21 protein-coding genes and 2 pseudogenes are annotated in these 24,333 nt (G+C 37.3%); 10 read left to right on the top strand and 13 right to left on the bottom strand.

The features are described 5' to 3' along the window. Positions 1-2: 2 nt before the first annotated feature. Positions 3-344: a transposase gene (locus MKX62_RS03780; RefSeq protein ID WP_187045315.1), complete on the bottom strand. Its 342-nt coding sequence runs from the start codon at positions 342-344 to the stop codon at positions 3-5. A 457-nt stretch (positions 345-801) separates the two neighbouring features. Here MKX62_RS03780 and MKX62_RS03770 point away from each other — a divergent pair. Beyond that, a pseudogene (locus MKX62_RS03770) lies at positions 802-2,012 on the top strand (IS3 family transposase). 153 nt (positions 2,013-2,165) lie between these two features. Here MKX62_RS03770 and MKX62_RS03765 read toward each other — a convergent pair. Then, positions 2,166-3,095, bottom strand: a pseudogene (locus MKX62_RS03765) (DMT family transporter). A 145-nt stretch (positions 3,096-3,240) separates the two neighbouring features. Here MKX62_RS03765 and MKX62_RS03760 point away from each other — a divergent pair. Further along, a complete protein-coding gene (locus tag MKX62_RS03760; RefSeq protein WP_340740772.1) occupies positions 3,241-4,119 on the top strand; it encodes a LysR family transcriptional regulator in 879 nt (292 codons plus the stop codon). A gap of 1,076 nt (positions 4,120-5,195) precedes the next feature. Then, positions 5,196-6,083, top strand: coding sequence for a UTP--glucose-1-phosphate uridylyltransferase GalU (galU, locus tag MKX62_RS03755; RefSeq protein WP_340740771.1), 888 nt, complete (start codon positions 5,196-5,198; stop codon positions 6,081-6,083). A 202-nt stretch (positions 6,084-6,285) separates the two neighbouring features. On the opposite strand, the gene MKX62_RS03750 is transcribed toward galU, so the two are convergent. From MKX62_RS03750 to MKX62_RS03705, 10 genes are all read right to left on the bottom strand, one after another. Next, positions 6,286-7,815, bottom strand: a complete 1,530-nt coding sequence (locus tag MKX62_RS03750; protein WP_340740770.1) for a hypothetical protein — start codon at positions 7,813-7,815, stop codon at positions 6,286-6,288. A 96-nt stretch (positions 7,816-7,911) separates the two neighbouring features. Continuing rightward, positions 7,912-8,961: a glycosyltransferase family 4 protein gene (locus tag MKX62_RS03745; protein ID WP_340740769.1), complete on the bottom strand. Its 1,050-nt coding sequence runs from the start codon at positions 8,959-8,961 to the stop codon at positions 7,912-7,914. A gap of 3 nt (positions 8,962-8,964) precedes the next feature. Continuing rightward, on the bottom strand, positions 8,965-9,756 hold the full coding sequence (locus tag MKX62_RS03740) for a glycosyltransferase family 2 protein (protein WP_340740768.1): 792 nt from the start codon (positions 9,754-9,756) through the stop codon (positions 8,965-8,967). Further along, positions 9,734-10,945 carry an O-antigen ligase family protein gene (locus MKX62_RS03735; protein ID WP_445683517.1) on the bottom strand — a complete coding sequence of 404 codons (1,212 nt, stop codon included), beginning with the start codon at positions 10,943-10,945 and terminating at the stop codon, positions 9,734-9,736. The genes MKX62_RS03740 and MKX62_RS03735 overlap by 23 nt, the downstream gene beginning before the upstream one ends. After that, on the bottom strand, positions 10,935-12,404 hold the full coding sequence (locus MKX62_RS03730; protein WP_340740766.1) for an oligosaccharide flippase family protein: 1,470 nt from the start codon (positions 12,402-12,404) through the stop codon (positions 10,935-10,937). The genes MKX62_RS03735 and MKX62_RS03730 overlap by 11 nt, the downstream gene beginning before the upstream one ends. A 7-nt stretch (positions 12,405-12,411) precedes the next feature. After that, positions 12,412-13,407, bottom strand: a complete 996-nt coding sequence (locus tag MKX62_RS03725) for an NAD-dependent epimerase/dehydratase family protein (protein ID WP_340740765.1) — start codon at positions 13,405-13,407, stop codon at positions 12,412-12,414. A 23-nt stretch (positions 13,408-13,430) separates the two neighbouring features. After that, positions 13,431-13,982 (bottom strand): sugar transferase, encoded by a 552-nt coding sequence (locus MKX62_RS03720; RefSeq protein WP_340742540.1) that lies wholly within the window; start codon positions 13,980-13,982, stop codon positions 13,431-13,433. 102 nt (positions 13,983-14,084) lie between these two features. Further along, complete coding sequence (locus MKX62_RS03715) at positions 14,085-14,723, bottom strand: CpsD/CapB family tyrosine-protein kinase (protein WP_340740764.1); 639 nt, start codon at positions 14,721-14,723, stop codon at positions 14,085-14,087. Beyond that, positions 14,698-15,450, bottom strand: a complete 753-nt coding sequence (locus MKX62_RS03710; RefSeq protein WP_340740763.1) for a YveK family protein — start codon at positions 15,448-15,450, stop codon at positions 14,698-14,700. Before MKX62_RS03710 ends, MKX62_RS03715 begins: the two co-directional genes overlap by 26 nt. 54 nt (positions 15,451-15,504) lie before the next feature. After that, a complete protein-coding gene (locus MKX62_RS03705; RefSeq protein ID WP_340740762.1) occupies positions 15,505-16,674 on the bottom strand; it encodes an acyltransferase family protein in 1,170 nt (389 codons plus the stop codon). 458 nt (positions 16,675-17,132) lie between these two features. Here MKX62_RS03705 and MKX62_RS03700 point away from each other — a divergent pair, with 458 nt between their 5' ends. From MKX62_RS03700 to MKX62_RS03680, 5 genes are all read left to right on the top strand, one after another. Then, positions 17,133-17,312 (top strand): hypothetical protein, encoded by a 180-nt coding sequence (locus tag MKX62_RS03700; RefSeq protein WP_340740761.1) that lies wholly within the window; start codon positions 17,133-17,135, stop codon positions 17,310-17,312. Continuing rightward, entirely contained in the window at positions 17,309-18,016 is a 708-nt protein-coding gene (locus tag MKX62_RS03695; protein ID WP_340740760.1) for a DNA alkylation repair protein, read from the top strand. The genes MKX62_RS03700 and MKX62_RS03695 overlap by 4 nt, the downstream gene beginning before the upstream one ends. 461 nt (positions 18,017-18,477) lie before the next feature. Beyond that, complete coding sequence (locus MKX62_RS03690; RefSeq protein WP_340740759.1) at positions 18,478-19,395, top strand: helix-turn-helix transcriptional regulator; 918 nt, start codon at positions 18,478-18,480, stop codon at positions 19,393-19,395. 86 nt (positions 19,396-19,481) lie between these two features. Beyond that, complete coding sequence (locus tag MKX62_RS03685) at positions 19,482-20,285, top strand: SDR family oxidoreductase (protein WP_340740758.1); 804 nt, start codon at positions 19,482-19,484, stop codon at positions 20,283-20,285. Between the two features lie 30 nt (positions 20,286-20,315). Next, positions 20,316-20,642, top strand: coding sequence for a nuclear transport factor 2 family protein (locus tag MKX62_RS03680; RefSeq protein ID WP_340740757.1), 327 nt, complete (start codon positions 20,316-20,318; stop codon positions 20,640-20,642). 226 nt (positions 20,643-20,868) lie between these two features. Here the strand turns inward: MKX62_RS03680 and MKX62_RS03675 are convergent, their stop codons facing one another. Further along, positions 20,869-21,648, bottom strand: coding sequence for an acetoin reductase (locus tag MKX62_RS03675; RefSeq protein ID WP_340740756.1), 780 nt, complete (start codon positions 21,646-21,648; stop codon positions 20,869-20,871). A gap of 286 nt (positions 21,649-21,934) precedes the next feature. Between MKX62_RS03675 and MKX62_RS03670 the strand changes: the two genes are divergently transcribed. Both MKX62_RS03670 and MKX62_RS03665 read left to right on the top strand, forming a co-directional pair. After that, positions 21,935-22,531 (top strand): class I SAM-dependent DNA methyltransferase, encoded by a 597-nt coding sequence (locus MKX62_RS03670; RefSeq protein WP_340740755.1) that lies wholly within the window; start codon positions 21,935-21,937, stop codon positions 22,529-22,531. A 752-nt stretch (positions 22,532-23,283) separates the two neighbouring features. Next, positions 23,284-24,333 carry a FecCD family ABC transporter permease gene (locus tag MKX62_RS03665; RefSeq protein WP_187047982.1) on the top strand — a complete coding sequence of 350 codons (1,050 nt, stop codon included), beginning with the start codon at positions 23,284-23,286 and terminating at the stop codon, positions 24,331-24,333.

Below are 24,333 nucleotides of genomic sequence, written 5' to 3'. Positions count from 1 at the left end.
AGTTATGGCATCATATGACTTTTGTTTTCGTTCTCCTTGAGAAAGACCTGGAACTTTTTTAGAATTTCAATCTCCTCTTGTTGTTGATAATATTTCGTCTCAAAGCAACGTAGGCGTTCTAATTCAATCCTATCATCTGATAGTAAGTCTGGGTTTTTCGATTGAAGACCAGTCTCACCGTGCTGTTCAAAGGTTTTGACCCAATTAATTACTGAATTTACACTGAAGCCAATTTCTTCGGCAACAAGCCTTTTGTTTCGGTTGAACTCTATCACTTGTGTAACCGCATATAATTTTGTTTCAAATGTTGAACGACGCTTTTTTAACTTTTTCCGGATATACATAATAACCTCTCCTTTAAATAGAATAATAAGGCTTTGTATATTCTATACCCTATTTTGTCCGTTTTAAGGGGGTCGACCACTGCGCTCCGTGCTATTCTGACAATTAACTAGAATTACATATTTATAAGGCGTGGATTAGGTATTTACTATAATATCTAATCTTCTTTGTGTTTTTATACAATTGGGTGAATTATTCGTTGTTGTTTGTTGCAGATACCGAATATTAAAGTTGTCCAACCAACTAAGCCGAGTGTCCAACGAAAGCATTAAAGTGTCCACAAACGGAGAGGTTTCCAACGAACACTTCGAAGTGTCCAACAAAAGCCTTAAGGTGTCCAACCAACTGGGGTAAGTGTTCAACGAAAGCCTGAAAGTGAATGTAGTATAGAAAGTGGACATAATCCAATGAGCGTGTTTGGATAAAGAGAACAAACTAACTGAATGGAGCGTGTCCATTATGAAGAAACGAATAGATAATCAGCTGAAAGAGCATTTGGTCAAGCTGGTGGTGGAAGACGGAAGAAAACAGATTGAAATTTCACGGGAGATGGATGTGCCTGTCAGTACCTTGCGAAAGTGGGTAAGTCACCATCGAAAAGAACTGGAAGGAAAACGTAATGGGGAAGAATTTGTAACCTCTACCGAGCGGCTAAGGCAGCAACGAGCGCTTGAAAAAGAAATCCAGGAACTGAAGGAAGAGAATGAAATCTTAAAAAAAGCCATGCACATCTTTTCAAAAAACCCGCAGTGATCTATTCATTTATTGAAAAGCACCGGGAAGAATACCGCGTGAATAGGATGTGCGAAGTTCTAAAGGTTTCAAAGAGCGGCTACTATAAATGGCGTGAAAAAGTACAAAGTGCCTCGCAGAAGAAAAAAGAAGGGGCATTAAAGTTAATCAAACAAATTTTTTGCGAGAATCGGGAGGTCTATGGAAGCCCCCGAATCCAACGGATTATGAAGAAACAAGGGGTACCACTTTCAGAGAAGACTGTCTCAAACTATATGAGAGAGCTGAGTTTATGCGCTACAGTGCCTTTTCACTATACGGTGACAACTCAATCTAATCATGAACATCCGATTTATCCTAATTTGTTAAAACGAAACTTCCATGCGGATCATCCCAATCAAGTGTGGGTCGTGGATATCACCTATATCTGGACAACTCAGGGGTGGCTATACCTGGCTACGGTGATGGATTTATTCTCTCGTAAGATCATTGGTTTTAACTTAGCGAACACCTTATCCACGCAGCTGCCTCAACTGGCGCTGGAGCGTGCTTTTCATTTCCGTTCCCCAGAAGAGGGGTTGATTCACCATTCAGATCAGGGCTCCCAGTATGCGTCTGTTGCTTATACTGGACTGCTTAAAGAGAAGCAGTGCCAAATCAGCATGAGTCGTAGAGGTGACTGTTACGACAATGCGTGTATTGAATCCTTCCATGCGACAATCAAGAAGGAACTGATTTACCGAATGAAGTTCAAGACACGAAAGGAAGCAGAGACGGCAGTGTTGGATTACATCATCTCGTTTTATAACGAGAAACGCATCCATTCCACGTTAGACTATGTCTCCCCTAATTTTTTCGAGTCACAGTATCAAGAATTGAAAGAGAAAAATGTCCAGAAACCACTCACAACTTTCGTGGAAGAGCAGTTGGCTTTTTAACTGCTCTTCCACGAAAGTACAGCAAGCGCAGCGCGGTAGGCTTTTTAAAATAACTGCTCATTAATTCATGTCCACTTTCTTGACAGAATACCAAAAGTGTCCAACAAACAGTGAGGTTTCCATTGAATTCTAACTAGTCTAGATACCTGGCACTTATAATCCGCTCTCCCTAGACCGACTCATTGTATATAAAAAGTTTCTTCTCCCCAGTAATTTCTTTAAATTGATCTCCGCGGCAAGTACCCCGAATAGCACCAGGACAGCCCCTACATATCCTTTATTTGTAAGGATTTCACCTACGAAAATAAAAGCAAAGAATGCTGCAAATACAGGCTCTAATGAAAAAATCAGACCAGTACGTGTAGGTGTTGTATGTTTTTGGGCTACAGCTTGGCCAATAAATCCAACTGCACTGCACAGAATGCTTAATGCCAAAATCGCACTCCAAGACTCGACGTTGCTTGGAAGTTGTGGTTTTTCAAATAATAGTGAAAAGAGAAGTCCCCATGCACCTGCAACCCCAAGCTGTATGATCCCAATGGAGATGGCATCCACATTTTTTGTTGCTTTCCCTGTAACGATGATGTGAAGGGCATAAAATAAGGCACCTAAGATGCACAAGAAATCGCCAGCATGGATGTGGAATGCCTGGTTTAACGTTAAAAGACCGATTCCAGTAATCGAGATACACAAGCTAATTATCACTCTTTTTTTAGGTTTCTTTCGAGAAAAGAGTGCTATTAACAAAGGAACAAAGATAACCGCGAGACTAAATAAAAATCCGGCATTTGAAACTGAAGTCGTTTTTAAACCGATTACTACAGCGGAAGTGCACAAGAATAACAGCGATCCGAGTAAAAATCCATATGTGATCGTTTTACCATCAATTTTCAGAAGGCGTCGATAAAATACGAGTGCAGCTACAAGAAAAGCAATCCCAAAACGTAATGCAATTAGGTTATACTCTTGAATCGAATGGAGGCCCATCTTCATAAACAAATAGGATGCACCTCATAACATTGTCACCATGACCATCATCAAGTCCGCTTTTACTTGTGTGCCCCTACTTATTGGATTATCCATCTTACACCCTCCAGTTCCATTCATTGTGCCAAAATTCAACGAAAGTTATTGATTGTTTTTTAGTATACATGTTAAGTTTAGATAATAAAAATGAATGTTTTTAAGCTGTTAGATGAATAATATTCATGTAAAGGGAGTGGGGAAGTTGTCATTGGTCAAGTTTGAAATATTTAGCACTGTTGTAGAATCAGGGAGTCTCAAACAAGCAGCGGAGATTCATGGGTTAACTCAATCCGCCGTGAGTCATGCAATTGCCAGCCTTGAATCCGAATGGGGATTTACCATCTTAATTAGAGGACGTGCGGGGATCAAGTTGACTAGTAATGGAGAACGCGTATTAAGGCATATCCATGAAATGTTAAAGTGGAATGAACAAATGATGCAAGAAATAGCGAATATTAAGGGTCTTGAAATTGGCACCGTCCGCATTGGGACTTTTTCGAGTGTTTCCGTTCAATGGCTACCAGAAATCCTGAAAAGTTTTAATGCAGATTTACCTGCTATCGAAATCAAGTTGTTAGAGGGGGATTACGATACGCTTGAGCACTGGATTGCAACGGGTGCGGTTGATTTTGGCTTTGTCTCATTACCGACTTCGAAGTCATTTGAAGTGATTTTCTTAAAAAAAGACCGTATGTTGTGCGTTCTTCCTGACGAGCATCGCCTCGCAAACCAACAGGAGGTCAGTTTTGCAGACATTAAAGAAGAGATGCTGATTATGTCGAAGAAAGGGAGCGATAATGATTTAAAGCGGATTTTTCATGAAAACAATGTAACCCCTCATATTAAATTTGAACTTGCGGATGATCAAGCAATCATTTCGATGGTTCAAAATGGGATGGGCATTAGTATTCTTCCTGAAATGGTTTTGTACCGTGTTCCGCATAATGTTCGCATCCTGAGCTTGGAAGGAGAACATTATCGCTCCATCGGTATCGCAGCCCCATCCTTCAACACTATTTCTCCAGCCGCTCAAAAATTTATTGACTATATGAAAGCATGGTTGAACACCTCCCACCGCTAAAGTGGGGGGAGGTCAAGGTACTCATGAAAGGTCCCAATTACCTACTGCATTCTGAATTGCCTGGGTAGCTCTTATCTTAAATTGACTTAATCATATGGAATAAAGTCGGGATGTTACGTAATGACGATATGACCCCACTTTAACTATGAAATGGCGATCGAATTTTAATTTCGGGTCGAAAATAGAGTGTAATTATTTTGAGGTTTTTTCAGTTATAGCATGAATTTCAGGTGCCTGGACGAGAATAAAAAGAGTGACCGTGATAAAGATGTAATTGTGTGTGAACGATGATGCTAATAAAAGGTCCAATCCAGAATTCGTATCTGGATTGGACCTTTTTAATGTCTATTTTTTCTTTAAAACTTAAATACTATATATGTTGAATTAAAGAATCCCATTGAATCTATTGTTGCGCTCATTCAGAGAGAGTTTTAATTCGGAATGTGGATTGTAGAACGCTTGGCGTTTCGGCGATGCTTTTGTCGCGCCTGCGCTAGGTTGTTCATTATCGAGAGAAATGTGATTTTGAGATGTCTATGCCAAGATTATAAGGTGGTTACTAGTTGATACCACTTATATTCAAGAAAGATGTACTCCAGTTTGCAGATTTCATCACAGATAATGAAATACGCTTTCACACATAGACCATCTATCGCGGGAGGCATCCACAAAGCGTCGAAGCCGTATTGCTAGGAGTTCTATTTCATTCAGAGTATTAGAACTTTTCAGCGGCCTCCCAAAAGTTCTTGTAAAGCGCATAGGCCGTATTCATTTCTTCAACATCTATAGTAATGCCAATTTGGAAAAATGTGAACGTATGTCGGAGAAGTGAATAAAATTCGTTCAATATAATGGCTTTGGTTCAATTGATGCAGTTAATCTGTTCTCATACCGTACAACTTCGCATAGAGTGTTGGTAACGGTTGCGCGGATTCATCCGTAAAATAAGGAATACTTGAAAGCAGCGATTGATGAAGCGGAAATAATCGTTATTAGGCTGAGCAAAAAATTGTAATAAGAAAAATAAAGTCCAATGTGACATACCATTAATTTTTACTGGAAAATGGGAGGGAAATATGAAAACTGTAAAAAAGGTCATTATACCTGCGGCAGGTTTAGGAACTAGGTTTCTTCCTGCTACGAAGGCCATGCCGAAAGAGATGCTTCCTATAATAGATAAGCCTACTATTCAGTACATTGTTGAGGAAGCAATCGCCTCTGGAATAGAGGACATTATTATTGTAACTGGTAAAGGTAAAAGAGCGATTGAAGATCACTTTGATCATGCGTTTGAATTAGAGGCAAATTTAGTGAAGAAAGAAAAGTTTGACTTGCTTTATAAAGTAATAGCGTCATCTTCTATAGAAATTCATTATATACGACAAAAGGAACCATTGGGGCTAGGTCATGCAATTTGGTGTGCCCGGAAATTTATTGGTGATGAACCATTTGGTGTTCTTTTAGGGGATGACATTATCAAAAGTGATACCCCAGCTTTGAAACAATTAATTAATCAATTTGAAAAAACAGGTTCGAGTGTATTAGGTATACAGGAAGTTAACGAAGAAGACATACACAAATATGGTGTAATTGATCCTGTTTCCATCGAATCCAACCTGATAAAGGTAAGAAGTTTTATTGAAAAACCTTCAAGGAATGAAGCCCCATCAAATTTGGCAATAATCGGACGTTACATCCTGACTCCGGAAATATTTCAATTTTTGGATGAAAAAAAGATTGGCAAGGGTGGAGAAATCCAATTGACTGATGCTATCGAGCAGTTAAATACTATGCAGGATGTTTATGCCTTTAAGTTTGAAGGCAAAAGATTCGATGTAGGGGATAAACTTGGGTTCATCGAAACTACATTAGATTTTGCTTTGGACCGACCCGAATTGAAAGACGGAGTTCTTGAGTTGATGGGTAAATTTATCAATGAAAACAATGTGAAGATTACGCTATGATTAGGCAGTTAACTGTAAGCAATGAGCAAAATCGCTGACAGTGGACAAGCCAATATAGTAAATCAAGTGTCCTACTCAATTATGTGGAGCTTAATAAGGCGGTAAGTAAGGCTTAAAATAGTTAACCTACTTAGTGTCTGTAAATTAACATTCTCTTTTTAGGGGGCTTTCACAGCATTTGTTCTGTCAAGATTATATTGTTTTATAGCTTTGATGTGATAATTTGTCCTTGGTCATTAATACTCACTTTCCATTTAGTTCCGTTCGGAGAAACTAACTTCACGGATTGCCCTTTTTGTAGTTCTAAATCTCCATATAATGTACCGCCTGTAGTTGGCAACCAAGAGGCACCATGTTGTAATGATGATTTAGCAAATATCCGATTAATACGAAATCGTTTGTGCTCTTGCGTGTAACCGCTTAGTGTTAACTTAACTTTATACAACGTAGCTGCTCTTACCTCCGAAATAACAGTGTTTCCGACATTAAATGGGACATTTTTAGCCACTATCCATGGTCCATTTAAACTTTGTTGGTATTCAATTAACACATGGCTCGGACTTTCATTCCATCCAAAATAAATACCAAAGCAATTCAGCATTTTAATAGGCTGTTTTGAAAAGTCTAATTCGATGACAACTGGCTGAGAACTAGGCACCTCCAAGTAATTCACGCTTTGCTCATCTAGTAAGTTAAAACAATTATTTATAGTTCCTCCATAGGGGGCTTTACCCAAAAGTTGACGTACAGTATATCGGACGTGTGCATTTACTAATATATCATCTTGGTTCCCAACCAGATGTGCTTTCCCTAATGCAAGAGGGGGATATACAGGAAGGGATTCTTCATGAGGTGACGTGTAACGATTGTATTGACCAAGATCTAGAATGGATGTGGAAACTTGATTCGAGAATAGGTAATTATGATGAGAAATGGAGGAAAATTCAATGACAAGTGGAGGATCATCCATACGGTTGGTATCCCAAATCAATCCTTCAAATACATTATAGGCACCCGAGCAGCGGATTACCTTTTTTGTTTGTTTCCGGCATTGAACTTGGATATCGGTAAAGGTGTTACCAGAAATTTCATATGGTAAATCACTATTTCCGTCAATCTCTATACCGTACTGACAACCATCTATAAAAATAGAGTGGAAGGAGTTCGCATTAATCCAACACGGGGTATTTATATTTTGAAGTTTTTCTGTTTTAAAATAGAGGGCCGTATGAAAGTTTGTGATTTGTATGGAGTTTGCTTTAAAGAAGCTGATGAAATCCCATGCATTTTTACAGTATAGTTGAATGGCTATACCCTGGTATGTTGTTGTACGGTTTATAATATTTATATCGGAAATAGAAGTGTGATTATGAATCTCTATTTGTTGGGCACCAGAAAGGAAGATAACAGTTGAATTAAAGCTATTATCCATGATTTCAATCGTTCCACCCGAGATTGAAGCATCTTTTTGAAGCTCAAACACTTGGAAATCACCTTTGACAAGTAATGTAACTGTAGAATCAATTTCGAGACTTACATTTGACTTAATGACAATGGGGGAGGAAAGGATATATTGTTTCTTCCCTGTTATGACAACTTTTGAGTGATTATTAGCTATACAATTATTAATGGCTTCTTGAATGGCTGGGGAATTGTCTGCTGAATTTGGATCAGCTCCAAAACAATCAATATTAACAACATCTCTATTCTGGCAGTCTTCAGAGTCCATCATTTTAAAACACTCCTTTTCTAGTGGGGTGTTATAGAATATGCTTTTTTAAAAAAGATGCATAGGTATAAAAAAACAAACGAATGTATCGTTTGTTTTTTAAATTTGATAGGTTTTCAATGTAGAATGAATCATATTTGAAAGAGAAAAAGATTCTTCTACTTTTTGTCTTGCAGTGCTTCCCAAATCTTGTCTTAAATTCTCATTATCGTGGAGCATCATGATTTTTTCTGCGAATTCTTTTTCTGAATGATGTGAAATGAGAATCCCTGTTTCATGATCTATAATTGCTTCTTTAATGCCACCAACATCTATAGACACTATCGGCGTTCCTGTAGCCATTGCTTCAAGGACAACCATTGGAAAAACTTCTCTGAAGGATGTTAGGAGTAGCAAGTCCATATTGCAAATAAATTCATATGGATTGGAAGCCTGACCTAAAACATTTATTTTATGGCTTAACTTTAACTTTTTTATCTCTTTTTCGACAAATTCCCTCTCAGGTCCATCACCCGCAATGTGAAACGTAAAGTGGTCCATATACCTTAATTCATTGGCAATAGTTAAGAATAGTTTATGGTTTTTTTCTTTTGATAAACGAGCTAAGATTCCGATATTGAATGTTTTCTGAGCTTGCTGTGGTTGAAAAGGAAATTGATCCAAATCGACTCCATTATAAATGGTCCGAATAAGTTCTTTCCTTACTCCAAGTTGTTGTAAGTTCTCCGTTTCAAAATTGCTAACCGAGATAATTTGATCAACATGCCGATTCAACACTTTTTTAAAAAGGAAGGGAATCTTTTTTTCAAGCATTGTCACATTATGTTTGGTATAGACCAACTTGATTTCTCTGTTGGTAATTTTCTTTATTGCGATGGAATAGAGCAACATTCTTAAACTATTTGCATGAATGACATCAATGGCCTTTTGAATTACTTGTTTTCTCAGTGTCTTTAGATTACCAAGGTGATTTTTTAAGCTTAAAGGAATAAAGTTACTTTTATTATGAATTTGATTGTACATCTCTCCAGCTGCGGCTGCTGAGTAAAACGTCATGTTTTCATCCTTGAGGTGGTTTTCCAATTTACAAAAATACATCTCGGCACCACCTGTTATGAGTTTATCAGTTAGTAGTAGAACAGTGTACATTCTTTATTTACCCCCATTTGGTAAAGACACTTTGTTTTTATTGTATGCATGATAGGCATATTTACCAAAGTAAAAGTTGGATTTTACAAGGTTTAACTTTTCTTGGCTTCGTAAGAGTTTCCAATATCGATAGGCAGCTTTGAATTTATTCCTTGAGGCGGAGTTACAAACAATACGATATCTTGATAAAACCTTTTGTAAGCCATATGCTTTATGCCCTTGCCGAAGTAACAACAACCATAAGGCAGTATCCTCAGGCTGAATATCTGGCATTTCTATCTGTTTAATTTGTTGTCTATCTAACATTACAGTTAGGCAGCCAATAATTGTATTTCCAATCAGATACTTATAATCCACTACTTTTGGTGCTTTTACTTCTATATGCATATGATTACCATCTTCATTAATCAACGAATAGGAAGTAAAGGAAAAAGTAAGATTCCCCTTTTGCATAAAAGCAACTTGTTCTTCTAATTTAGTAGGTAACCATAGATCATCGCTATCAAGAAACGCTAAATAATTTCCTGTGGCCATTTTAATGGCTGCATTTCTAGCCCTAGCTGCACCACTATTTTGGGTTAAGGAAATTAGTTTAATCCGTTGATCGTTTTTTACATATTGTTTAATTACATGGATTGAGTCATCCTTCGACTTATCGTCAACAATGATCATTTCCCAATGGGGATATGATTGGGCCTGAACGGATTCAATGGTCTCTCTTATAAATGTCAAGCTGTTATAAGAGGGAGTAATAATGGAGACCAACGGAATATTATCCTCTTGGGCGTTCATCATAAAATTCAGCTCCTTTTTTATCAAATACAGAAATATATTTGAAAGCCAGTGCTAGAAAAATAAAAAATGCTTCATTAATTATGAGGGACAGGGACACCATCTGTAGTGAAAAAGCGAAGAGTGTAAGTACGATGTAGGGGCTTTGTTTATGTAGCTTAGTCCTAAAGAAGGCGATAACTAGCATCACCAGAAAAGAACAGTAAAAAAGAAATCCAATAATTCCTGATTCCACCAAGATCTCTAGATACGTATTATGAACATATAGTTTTACATTATGATCAAATGCGTAGTAATCAGAAAAGTTGAAAGCACCAATTCCAAAAAGAGGATGTGCCATAAAATAGTTTAAGGCTTGACTCCATAATTCAAATCGGCCACTTCCTCCGTCAGTAGAAAAATCAGTGATGCGACTGGTGAAAATCTGATTAAAATCTACTTGAATGAATGACCCTGCAGCATAGAGAAACGCTAGGCCTAACAAAGAAACGGTCATCATTTTTATCTTTTTAGAAAAATTCACTAAAATCATATACAAAATGACAACTAGTAGGAGAGCGACAATCCCACCTCTTGAAAAAGTAAGAAGGGAAGTAATTACACATAAGGTAAACCCGATTGAGTGTTTGAATCCCTTTAAATGCGTTAGATAATAAGAGAAGAACAATGTATTGAAAAAAATGAAAATATTTGGATCGTCAAGTAATCCAATAAGTCTTGGATAATCTCGGTCTACTAATAATCCATAAGAGATAATCTCAACACCTTTTGGTGATCCTCCTGTCACCTGCAACCCAATTAAGTACAATAACAGGCTAATGGCGTTAAAAACAATGCCAACAGTGGCAATAGAAGTTTCAATTATAGGAATCGAGGTTTGTTCCAGGATAAATCTCATGATGAAATAACAGCCAAGGATGAGAATTACGCCTAGAATGACCCGAATGCTTTCTTCTGGATACTGTGAAAAAGCACCACTTAGGCAATAGATAAAATAAAATAACAACAGTAAAACTTCATAATGATAGAGGGGACTAAAGTGAAAAAATCTGAAATAAATGCACAGGAAAAAGACCAGAAAAACCATATATATTTTCAATGAAAAACCGATAGACAAATTATATTTACCGAGTGTAATAAAAAGTAACAAAAGGAAGACTGGCCAGGTAGAGGTGTTTTTGTTAATGTGCATTATTTTCATCCTCTCGTTGTCTCCCGTTTGTTACATGGGATATTTCCTGTTGCTTTTTCTTTTTTATAAAGCCCTTGATTAAAGCTCGAGTCGACTTATCAAATAGATAAATCATCGCAGACACGGAGATGAAAGTAGTTAATATAGCCATAAAAGGGTACTTGGATAATAAATAGTGTAAAAGGATAAAACTTATAGAAAAGTAGGAACCATATGGAAGTATAACCTTGGTTAAAATCATATTTCTTGTTGGATGTGTCAGGATATACCCAACGAATGATACAATTTCCATGGCTAAAACTGCAAAGGCTGCACCGACTACTGCATAGGAAACGCTCAGATAATAGAGGGACATAACACCAATAGTAATGGTGATAAACTGTACAATAGTACGACGGTTCTGCAATCCCCGAGTCGTAAGGCCGTCTGCAATGGCAATGTTAAATCCTTGTAAGACGATAATGAAGGACAATATTTTTAAGGGTTGAACAGCAGAGGCCCATTCATCCCCGAACAAAATAGTAACTAAGAATCCAGCCAAATAGAATAAGGATATGGTCATACATACTCCAATATAGGACATGATCTTCATTTGCAAGATAGTTAAACGTGTATGTTCCTCTAGCTTTCCTTGGTTGAAAGTCTTAAATAGCAAAGGGAAAAATGCACCTGCAATAACCCCTGGTACTTGGTATAGAGCTGAAGGAATCCGGTAAGCTACCGCAAAGAGACCTACAAGCGTTAAGGGGAGTGTCTTTTCTAAAACTAATGGGCCTAATTGGGGAGTCAACATAATAAATAACCCACTTATTAAGAACGGACTAAGATTAGCTACTAACTGGTTTTGAAAAGGAGACTTCCATTTTACTTTTACATTTTTTTGAAGTAAATACAGGCTGTAAAGGCCGGCTATAAAATAAGAGAAACCGTATAAAAAGGCTGTCAAACGGACATCTACTTTTAAGGCCATGCACAAAGTGATTGAAACGATTAATACAATCGCCGAAAAGATTTTAATGGATGCGATGAACTGCATTCTTTCAGTTAATTGAAAATAAGTGATTCCTATACCTTGCATCATTAGGCCAATAACCATGGGAATCAGTAAGCTATACATCATATAAAGAATCTGTAGTTCTTGATAAAAGGTATGAATACCAACCGAAAAAACAATAATTGCTAAAAGTAAACAGACAACCCGGATCTTTATATAGGAAGAAAATGTATTGCTTAGGCTTTCCTTCTTCGATCCTTCTCGAAGGAACGTGTTACTTACTCCAAGGTCTGTAAAAAAGTTCATGATCATAGCAAGCGCAAGAGCCACACTAAATATTCCATAGTTCTTAGAGTTGAAAAAATTGGCCAATAGTATGAGCGTGGTAGCATTTAAGATATTGGCTAGAATCGTACTGTAAAATAAATGAATTATATTTCTAATTATCGAATTTTTCTTATTCACTTGTTTTTCACTCGATTTGTAGCAATACATTCGTAGATTGCATTGTTGTTGAAGGTTCTTCAAACGAGGTACTAGCAGGCTGATTTTTCTTAAGATAATATTCGTATGTATTCGCAAGACCTTCTGGTAGCGAATATACAGGTTTCCAATCTAACTTTTGGATACTCTCTTTATTACAAAGCAAGCTTTCTTTGATATCTCCACTTTTGGGTGTTTTGTAAATAGGATAGATATCATTTTGACTTAACGATTGAATAATGGCGTATAGTTGATTGATATTTGAACTAGTTGTTTTTGAAATATTGAAGATGCCACTTCCTTCGAATCTAAGGGCTTGAAGGTTGGCACTCGCAACATCCTCTACATAGATAAAGTCTCTAGTTTGTGAACCGTCGCCATAAATAATGGGCTGCTGCTTGTTTATTACTTGATTAGTGAAAATTGAAATGACCCCGCCTTCACCGCCTGCTGTTTGCCGTGGCCCATACACATTACTATAACGAAGTATTACATAGTCTAAATTGAATAATTCCTTTGCGAGTATTAAATAATCTTCAGCTGTTTTTTTCGAAACACCATAAGGGGATAAGGGTTGAATAGGGTGTGAGACTGGAATAGGCAGCACACTAGAATGTCCATAGACAGCCGCAGAAGAGGCAAATACGATCTTTTTTACGGCATACTTCTTGGAAAGTTGGATGAGGTTTATTGTACCCATGATATTGATTAGTGCATCATTCGAAATATCAGAAATGGAGTTTTGTATACTAACCTGTGCGGCTTGGTGAATCACATAGTCGGGCTTGAACGTCACTAATGCCTTTTCTAGCGACCCCTTATCTTCAATATTCCCTATAAAAACTCCAGCTTCTGAATGGACATTCTTAATAGACCCAGTGGATAGGTTATCATAAACGGCCACTTCATAATTATTATGAATTAATGTATCTACAATATGTGATCCGATAAATCCAAAGCCACCCGTTACTAGTACTCTCGGCATTTTCAAAATCCCCATTTCATCTTTTATCTAGCACCATTTCCAGTAAAGACAATTAACAATGTTAGTAACAAAATCTTGATATCCATAGCAAGCGATTTATGCTGACTATAATATAAATCGAGAGTCAACTTCTCTTCAGGGGTTAAATCGTATCCGCCATTCACTTGTGCCCACCCGGTTAATCCAGGTTTTTCAAGTAAGCGGTTTTTAAAGGTAGGGAGGAACTTATCAATTTTTTTATAGAAATATTCTCTTTCCGGTCTAGGACCAATCAGTGACATATCCCCTTTTAAAACCATAAGAAGTTGAGGTATTTCGTCAATGCGGGTTCTTCGTATAAAAACGCCGACTTTTGTAACTCTAGGATCTTCTTTATTTGCCCACTGAGGGCCATTTTTTTCGGCATCTAAACACATAGATCGTAATTTTACTACTGTAAATGTTTTTCCGTTTTGACCCAGGCGTTGTTGAAAAAAGAAGGGATTACCGGTTGAGAAAATAGGGATTAGAATACAAAATATAGCCAAAATGGGAGATAAGAGAAGTAATAAAAATAATGATGTGATAATATCCATAGAACGTTTAAAAGCGTAATAGGCTGAGATCGATTGTGGTCTTGTTAGTAATTCTTCTTGTATATTAACCTTAAACTTTGAACTCAATGGTTCGCTTCCTTTTTAATTAATTAGTACCGTACCGGTTATTCCATATTTTGCACGTTCAAATTGTTTTTTTACACTTACAATCTTTTCTAACTTGTCTTTACCTTCTTTAATCACTAAAACAATACCATCACAATATTTTGCCGCGATTTGTGCATCAGGTGTATTTTGACTGTTGGATGTGTGGAATAGGATGATATCAAAATGCTGTTTCCACTCCTTAGCGAGGATAGGAAGGGTCTCTTTGGATAACAAGGTCGATGGCTCATAAAGGACTTCACCTGTTGGTAAACAGAATAGATAGTCAGTTATCAATATCGTATTATCACTATGCTGGAGCTGTTCACCTAAAAGTAAGGATGTTAGACCAGATGAGTTATCAATCATAAACAAATTATGCAGCGAAGGTTCACGAAGATTACCATCTACTACTAACACGCGTTTTCCTTGTTCTGAAAATGCAAGGGCTAAATAGGCTGTAGCATTCACTATGCTTTTTGTTTGTGTAAGTGAAGTGACCATTAATAATGTTGGATTGACCTTGGTAAGGTTAGATTCAATATTGTTACAAATGGTATAAAACTGCTCTTTAATTTTGATATTCTTTGGCTTAAATGAATGTTTCCTCTTAAATATAATAGTCAAAGTATTCACCGCGTTTCGCTGAGTTTAAGGTGTTAAAACGTGTTTTGCGTGTTTTTTTATTTCTATGGGTGTTTAAGTTCACTCTGCCTAACAAAGGAAGACCAAGTCGGTCAAGTTCACGATCACTAAAGGCTGTATCATCAAAATGTTCCCGGATAAGCGCCAATGCTATTCCGGTAAAAAAACCTAACACGATTGAAATGGCTATAACGAATTTAGGTTTTGGAAAAAGAAGCTCAGATTCTTCAATGACATTAGGATCGATTAGAATAGTAATTTGGTTTACGTTTGCAAAGTCTTTAAACTTAGTTATTGACTGATTTGCGACAGACAGTGCAATGGCTTTAGCTAACTTTGGGTTAGAATCTTTGACGGAAATAGTAATGATTTGTGAACTATCTCTATTGGTAACGGAAACTTGCTTTAGTAACTCATAATTTGAACGAGTTAGCTTTAACTCTTTTTTTACGCCCATCATGATTTGAGGGCTTTTAATAGCATCCATATAGGAAAGTGCGAGCTGCCTGTTTTCTTGCACTTTATTTATCGAGGTTTCCTTACTATCCATACTTAAAGATCCTGCCAGAACCTGAGTAGAGTATTGATAAGCAGGTTTCATTAGAAATAGAGTCGAAGCAATAATGAGACCAGCTGTACAAATTGCAATAAGTATTATGATTAAGAATCGTTTCTTTAAAATAAGAACTAAATCTTTTATCTCTACTTTTTCATTCATCATTATTACCTCTTTTTTGAGTTAGTAGGAGAATTTACACTCCTTCACATTTATCTATCTTGTTAGTGGATGATCCGCTGGTATTGCTAAATCCACTTTCTTAGCTCTCTTAGTTAAATACCGCCCAAGACTTATGCATGGTTTTTCTACAAATAGATAAGACAATGAAGACAATAGGAAAGAACATATAAAAGAAAGCATCAAAATTACGGTGATAGATAATTTATCATAAAAGAGATAGATGAATGAGTATAAGGAGATTAGATGATACAAATAAAGACTATATGAAATTTTTCCGAGAAGTATGAGTATTCTATGCTTCAATAATGAACCAAAAGTTTCCGAAGAAACACTCATTATAAATAAGATACAGACGCCGAAAGAAACTACATAGTTTCTAAATATATAGTTATTTAAAAAATTTATTTCACCAATCAATCCTTCATACATAAAACAAGTAATCGCTAATGATAGAAGTATAAATTTCATTGGTTTTTTAATTTTCAAAGTAAACGTAATGAGTATATGGCGATATTTTGCTAGTAAAGCGCCTATTAAAAAGATAGTTACGTAGTGAAAACTTAAAAAAATACTAGTTAGTTTTACACCTGAGCCAAGCAAATATAATCCCAAAACAGAAGAAAAACATAATGCAATTAAATATACTAAGGATTTTTTGAGATTTTTCCCGATAAAAGGGAGTATTAAGAATGGAAATACTATTGAGATTCTCATTTCATGAACAAGAGACCATATAACGTTGTTATAGATGTCTGTATTGTACTGCCCGATAAAAAAAAGATGGCGTACTAATATGGCTGGCGAATCTGATACTGTCCAGGATTTACTAAACCAGTTACTAATAAATGGTAGGTTATTATGACTTATAAGCATTTTAGCTAAAATAGCAATTATGATGGCTACGAGATACGGTATATAAATTCTACAAATTCGTTTAATTATATATGTGGGATAATGGAACTTGGAATTATTTATTGATACATACAAAACAAAGCCACTCAATACAAAAAATAAAATGACAGATTCATTGCCGCTACTGAAGAACATGCGAAGAGGGGTTTCCTTAACCAAATAGACTATGAAAGGACTATTTAGTTCATACCTGTAACTCTCATAGGCAGGAAATATCATCAAATAATGTCCAATTAGTACAATAAGTGCTGCTACTCCTCTTAAAGAGTCTAATTCTCCATATCTAATCATCCTATTATCCCTCGTTTTGAACTGTATATTTTATTTTTTGTTATTTGCAGCATTTCGATTATATTAATTAGTTTCCTCCTTTCTTCATTATTTTCCAAACCATCATATAACTACCATATTATTAATTAGTTCTAGTTATCATACAAATTGTATAAAACTATTTGGAATTTATCTGTTTACCATTCGGATGGAGGCGCCAAATACTGCCACGTTTAACTTGATTCAAATAATCCAAAACAACACCCCCGACTAAATTATATTCAGACAAGCTGTGGAATATTTCATTTTGTACTAATTCATTTTGTTTGGCTTAATATATCCTCTAGTAACAGTCATCCCGAAAAAATCTCATATATAAAAGTGGCAATTGACGATGCAGAAATTATCGTTGCTGAGTCGATGGCGCATGTTGCACCCCCTGACAGCGCAGCTTTGTATAATTAATGCGGTACCATTGAATGAAGCGTATGGAATCTACAGCTGGCGATAAGGATGAAAAGTATGTTGCAAAACACATTGCTGAACGATTTGAGGGGAATGATAGATTTGTGTTTTGCTGTCAAACTGCAGGTGGATATAAGATAATGGTGATATATGTGATGGGCATACTCCAAAGAGAAGGAAGTGTTAAACGATGAATGTAGAGATGGTTATGCAGGAGCTTGAAGCCCTTGGCAAGGAACGAATGAAGAAAATGTACATGTCCAATGGTGCGCATGAGCCGCTTTTTGGCGCAGCTACAGGAGCTATGAAACCAATCGTTAAGAAAATTAAAATAAATCAGCCTTTAGCTGAAGAGCTTTATGCCACAGGGAACTATGATGCAATGTACTTTGCAGGTATTATTGCCGAACCAAATGCCATGACGGAGGCGGATTATGATCGTTGGATCGATGCGGCGTATTTTTATATGCTGTCTGATTATGTAGTGGCTGTAACTTTATCAGAGTCAGATATCGCACAAGAAGTTGCTGATAAATGGATCGCAAGTGGTGAAGAGTTGAGAATGTCGGCGGGCTGGAGTTGCTACTGTTGGCTCCTAGGGAATCGACTGGACGTTGAATTTTCAGAGGTCAAGATTTCTAGTATGCTTGAAATTGTGGAAAATACGATTCATGATTCACCAGAACGAACGAAATCCGCTATGAATAATTTTCTATACACCGTGGGGATTTCCTATTTGCCGCTCCATGAAAAGGCAATTGAGACCGCAAAGGCAATTGGAATAGTAGAAATCAAGCGGGACAAGAAAAAAAACAGTTTCCTAAATGCTTCCGAGAGCATTCAAAAAGAAGTCGATAGAGGCAAGCTTGGTTTTAAACGCAAGCATGTAAGATGTTGAAATTAATTATAGGTACCTGTTTTGAAAATACAAAAGGCCTGGAAACCGGATACTTTAAAAGTGTCAGGTTTTCGGGCTTTTTACTAAATTAGCAGCTAACAGTACTGGATCTTAATTAATTTCAGGTATCTGTGTATGAAGGAATTCAGTGAAAAACCCAAGCCGTTTTTACGTGAACTTAAATGTTGATTTAATGATGAAAGTAACGTGATTATTGTTGAGATTTACTATTTTGCACCTAACAAGTGAACCTGTTATTGGACGTTTATGAAGAAATAAAAAACCAATCGATTTAGGATATTTATTGTCTTTTTCATTGTATCCGCTTATTATCTCACATCACACAGGCACCACTATCATTACGTTTACAGCTTAAATATAGCGAGAAAATTATAAAGAAGCGTATAACATGACATACTGTTGTCGAGTTATACGCTTTATACTATTGTTGAGGTGAGTGTATGCAGATAAGTAGGCTTTTTGAAATTATATATATTTTGCTTAGTAAAAAAAATATAACAGCTAAAGAACTGGCAGAACGATTTGAGGTATCTGTACGAACGATTTACCGGGATATTGATACGCTGTCTTCAGCGGGAATACCCATCTATGCGCGTCAAGGAAAAGGCGGTGGCATTTCACTGCTAGATGGATATGTCCTTAACAAAATGGTTCTTTCAGAAAATGAACAAAATGAAATATTATACGCATTGCAAAGCCTAACCACAACACAAAATCCGGAGACCGACAGAGTGCTTTCAAAATTAAGCAGTCTGTTTAATAAAAACAAGGCCAATTGGATTGAAGTAGACTTTTCTTCTTGGGGCAGCGATAAAAATCAAGCATGTGAATTTACTATCCTCAAGAATGCCATCCTTAACCGCCAAATAATTGAATTTGACTATTTTAATGCATCCGGAGAAAAAAGCAATCGAAAGGTTGAACCTGTAAAGCTTGTCTTCAAAGTGAATGCATGGTATTTGCGAGGGTACTGTTTATCTCAGAATGCATATAGAACCTTTAAAATTTCACGTATGTTAAAGGTTCAGATGACACCGGATCAATTCATAGAAAGAGCATCAGAAGAGCTAGTTGAAGACACTCAAGAGAAGGGGGCACAGCAGTGGATAAATGTGCAATTGAAGATTTCTTCTCAAGGAGCCTACAGGGTATTTGATGAGTTTAGTGAAAAAGAAATCACGAAAAATCAAGACGGTTCTTTTACTATTGCAGCCTCGTTGCCTGAAAGCAAGTGGTTGATTGGCTATCTCCTTTCCTATGGTGCTGATGTTGAGGTCTTATCGCCTCAGAATATCTGCGATAAGATTCGAAATCGAGCAGAAGAGATACTTGGCAACTATAAAAATAAAGAATCATAACTTGACGTGATGTAGTCAGGTTATGCTCGCTATAATCGAAATAGGGTTAGCAACCTTAAAAATAATGAAAACAAGGGGATTAGAGAATGGGGATTTCAACTAATATCGTCTTCAATACGAAGGAGCTGGACAACAAGCGCGTTCTAGTCACAGGCGGGACAAAAGGAGGTATTGGTGAAGCGATTGTGGAACGTCTAACTCATGCTGGGGCAACGGTTATAACGACTGCACGCCAGACACCTGATGAGCTGAAAGGTTCAGATTTATTCATCGAGGCGGATATTAGCACAGCGGAGGGAACGACAACGATTATTAATCATGTAATAGAACATTTTGGTGGTGTGGATATTCTTGTCAACAATGTCGGGGGATCCTCTGCCCCATCAGGTGGAGTTCTTGCACAAAGCGATGCTGATTGGCAGCATGCATTCGAAACCAATTTATTTGCGGCGATTAGGTTGGACCGAGGATTTCTGCCGTTAATGCTCAAACAGAACCATGGTGTTATCGTTCATATCACATCTATTCAGCGGCTACTTCCCGGTGATAATACCATGGCATATTCGGCAGCCAAGGCAGCACTGACAAACTATAGCAAGGGATTGGCAACCGAACTTGCACCAAAAGGAATACGTGTAAATACTGTCGCACCAGGTTTTACGGAAACAAAAGGCGCACAGGGGCTTATCAAGAAAATAGCGCAAAACTCCGGCACTGATTATGATGGTGCACGGCAAGCTCTGATGGATTCCCTCGGTGGTATTCCAATTGGACGTACCGCACGCCCGGAAGAAGTAGCGGAACTTGTTGCCTTTTTGGTATCTGACCGCGCTTCCTATATTATTGGCAGCGAGCATATCATTGACGGCGGCATTATTCGCACGATCTAAAAATAGCCTCAAATACAAAGGAGAATGATTATGATTACAAAATTACCTCAATCCATCGAAACTTACTTCCAGGCAGCAAATAGTCATGAAAATAGTCTACTGGCAGACTGTTTTACTGAGGATGCTGTTGTACACGACGAAGGGAAAGATTACCACGGTCTTGCAGCAATCAAGAAATGGAACGAAGCATCCAGTAAAGAATATGACTTTACTCTAGAATTAATCTCAGCAGTTGAAGAAGGCGGACAGACCATTGTTACTACCCAAGCTTCCGGCAACTTTCCAGGGAGTCCTACAGCTATTAAATTTCATTTCACAATCAAAGATCAAAAAATTACATCGCTAAGCTGTGGATAAACTGCGTCCAGCTTGATGAAAAAATGCGGTAATACTGAAAGTTTCGGGTGCCTGATAATCTAATCTCTATTGTTTTTTTGGTGCACAGGCATCCACACAAATATGGGGAAACCTTACACTATTTTGAGGATCATAAAAGCCTAATTTCTCGATGTTAAATGAGAAATTAGGCTTTTAAAAAATGGGGATATCTTCATATTTATACGATATCTCTTGAGATAGTGAATTAATTGAACACCATACCACCATCTGATAAGATGTTTTGCCCAGTGATGTAATCAGCGTTTGATGAAGCCAAGAATGAGACAAGATTAGCTACATCTTCAGGAGTTTGTGAACGACCAAGTGCAATTCCTTCAGTGAATTTCGCAAACGCTTCTCCTTTTTTCGTTCCCATGTGTTCCATCATTTTTTCATCTAGCCTATCCCACATACCTGTCCCAACAATCCCAGGGCAATAAGAATTGACGGTGATTTTATCTTTCGCAAGTTCTTTTGCGGCAACTTGTGTTAACCCTTTAACCGCAAATTTACTTGCTGAATAAACACCTAACATTTCGAATCCTTCTTGACCAGCAATCGAACAAGCGTTAATGATTTTACCGCCAGTCCCTTGTTTCTTCATCTGATTTGCTGCCGCTTTAATGCCATAAATCGTCCCTTTAACATTAACGTCAAGCGTAAAATCAACCGCTTTCGGATCAACATGAGTAAGCGGTGCAACTTGTCCTTCTACACCTGCATTGTTAATAAATACATCAACGCTGCCGAACGTATTAACCGCATGTTGAACAAGTGCTTCTTGATCGTCGGGATTGGCTACGTTACCAACGAACGATGTAACTTCAAATCCATTATTTTTAAATTCTTTTTCGGTTTCAGTTAGAATTTGTTCGTTAACATCGCTTAACACAATTGAAAATTCTTCATTCGCTAAACGTTCAGCTAACGCTTTCCCTATACCTTGACCTGAACCTGTAATGACTGCTACTTTTTTCTTGCCCATAATAAATTCCTCCCTATTTTTTTCACGAACCATCAAAACGCTACATTCAATTGCATTCCCCAAAAACTAAAACCTCAAACGATATGGAATATAGTGTTTTTCACAATAGAGGATTCTTTAGTTAGTAGGAATTGAATTTATGTAATCTAATATATAAGGTATGGACTAGGTATTTACTTCAACATGATTCAGAGCATTGAAAGGGGGAATTGTCCCTTTAGATTTTGATGTTTGTTATAATGACGAATATGTAGCTTAAATTATGTACTAAATAGGGGAGCGGAATATGGAAAATAACGTTTTTGAACAGATGGCAAAAAGATACGACACAGAGGAAAGAATTGAATTAGCTAAAATACTAGTTAAGGAAGTAAGACCAGAATTACGAAATAGTAAATCGAAATCTTTAATAGACTATGGAAGTGGTACTGGTCTAGTTAGTTTAGAATTATCAGATTTAGTAGATTCTATTTTGCTGGTAGATTCATCAAAACAAATGTTGGAGGTTGCGAAAGCTAAAATTTCTCACAAAGGAATCCTCAACTCAAAAGTACTTTATTCAGATTTCACGCAAGAAACTACTGAACTTAAGGCAGACATCGTTTTAATGTCATTAGTCCTTCTTCATATTCCGGATACTAAAAATATTCTACAAGGATTGTTCAACATTTTAAATGATGATGGCAAGCTAATTATTATTGATTTTGACAAAAACGATGAAATATATCATCCGAAAGTTCATAACGGTTTTTCGCATGATGAACTGAAAAATAGATTATCCGAAGTTGGATTTAAATCAATTGAAATTAAGACATTTCATCATGGAAATCGTATTTTTATGAATCAAGATGCCTCAATGTTTATATCCAGTAGTATTAAGTGATTTCTTGTTTTTTCTTGAAACACAGGCACAAAATTTCCATAAAGTAAAAGAGGGATGCAACCATATCTACAAATGGTTGCATCCCTCTTTTTTTTTATTCGGAGCGTTGAGTTGACGGAATGCAGCCATTCTCAGTTACCCTTCAACTTGGCTATCAACAAATCATGGAAAGCGTCCAACCAAGTTGGAAGAGTCTGCAACCAATCCCGGAAAGTGTCCAACGAACGGGAAAGTCTCCAACGAACCAAACGAAGTGTCCAATCAATTCAGGAAAGAGTCCAACGAACGAGGAAGCCTCCAACAAACCAATCGAAGTCTCCAACCAACCCCGGAAAGTTTCCAACCAACCCCGGAAAGTTTCCAACCAATCCCAACAAGTCTGCAACCAATCCCGGAAAGTGTCCAACGAACGGGAAAGCCTCCAACGAACCAATCGAAGTGTCCAACAAACCTCGAAGAGCCTCCAACCAATCCAAGAAAGTGTCCAACGAACGGGGAAGCCTCCAACAAACCAATCGAAGTGTGCAACCAACCCCGAAGAGTCCCCAACCAATCCAGTAAAGCGTCCAACTAACTGGCAAGTCTCCAACGAAACAATCAGACTAACAAGTTATTCAATAAAATTGTTGTTGTTTTTCTTTTGAATATGTTCTACAATACAGAAGCAGTTGATAATGATAATCGTTATCAGTTAAGCGGGTGATTGTAACGGAGGTGAAATATTGAAGAAAAAGGATCTAAGCAAGATTGGGATGGGCAAAAGTTATTATGTATTTATTTTTCTTCTCGTAGGCATCATTTTGCTATCGGCTGTCTTTTCAGTATCAATTGGACAAGTTAATATTCCTTTCACGCAGGCTATGGATATATTATTGCATGCATTAACAAATGGAAGGCTTGGATCACTCGATCATGTCCAAAGCGAATCCTATTTAAATATTATTTTACAGGTGAGGATGCCACGTGTTATTTTCGCACTGCTTATCGGCATAGGGCTTGCTTTATGTGGAACGGTTATGCAAGCAGTCGTGCAAAATCCACTTGCTGACCCATACATACTTGGTATTTCATCGGGCGCATCATTAGGTGCAACTTTTGCAATTCTCGTTGGATTTGGCAGTAGCGCATTTTTGTCGCAGTTTGGCGTGGCATTCGGAGCCTTTGTTGGTGCGATGATAACATCAATGGCAGTACTTATTTTATCGAGCATCGGCGGTAAAGCAACATCTGTGAAACTCGTTTTATCAGGGGTTGTAATCGGTGCATTGTGTAGCTCGTTCGCTAGCTTAATTATCTATTTTGCCAATAATGCAGAAGGGATTAAGACCGTTACTTTTTGGTCAATGGGAAGTCTAGCTTCAGCAAGTTGGGATAAAACACCGATTTTAGCCATTGTTGTTCTGCTTGGATCAGCCCTATTTCTTTTCCAACATCGCGTGTTAAACACGATGCTTCTAGGTGACGAATCTGCTATTACACTAGGCATTAACTTAAGTGCATTCCGAAAACTTTATATGATCATCACTGCTCTTGTTACGGGAACAATGGTCGCCTATTCAGGAATGATTGGCTTTGTTGGTTTAATTATTCCGCATATCACTAGGGGGATTTTCGGAGCAGATCATAAGCGTTTAATGCTTGGAACGCTGCTTTTAGGAGGACTTTTCATGATTTGGGCCGATATTTTGTCACGAACGTTAATACATAATGTTGAATTGCCCATCGGAATCATTACCTCTGTTATTGGATCTCCATTATTTATCTACATGATTGTAAAAAGAGGCTACAACTTTGGAGGGTAG

It is taken from the genome of Sporosarcina sp. FSL K6-5500 (genome assembly GCF_038005665.1).
Classification (GTDB): domain Bacteria; phylum Bacillota; class Bacilli; order Bacillales_A; family Planococcaceae; genus Sporosarcina; species Sporosarcina psychrophila.
This window is presented reverse-complemented; position numbering and strand designations above follow the sequence as displayed.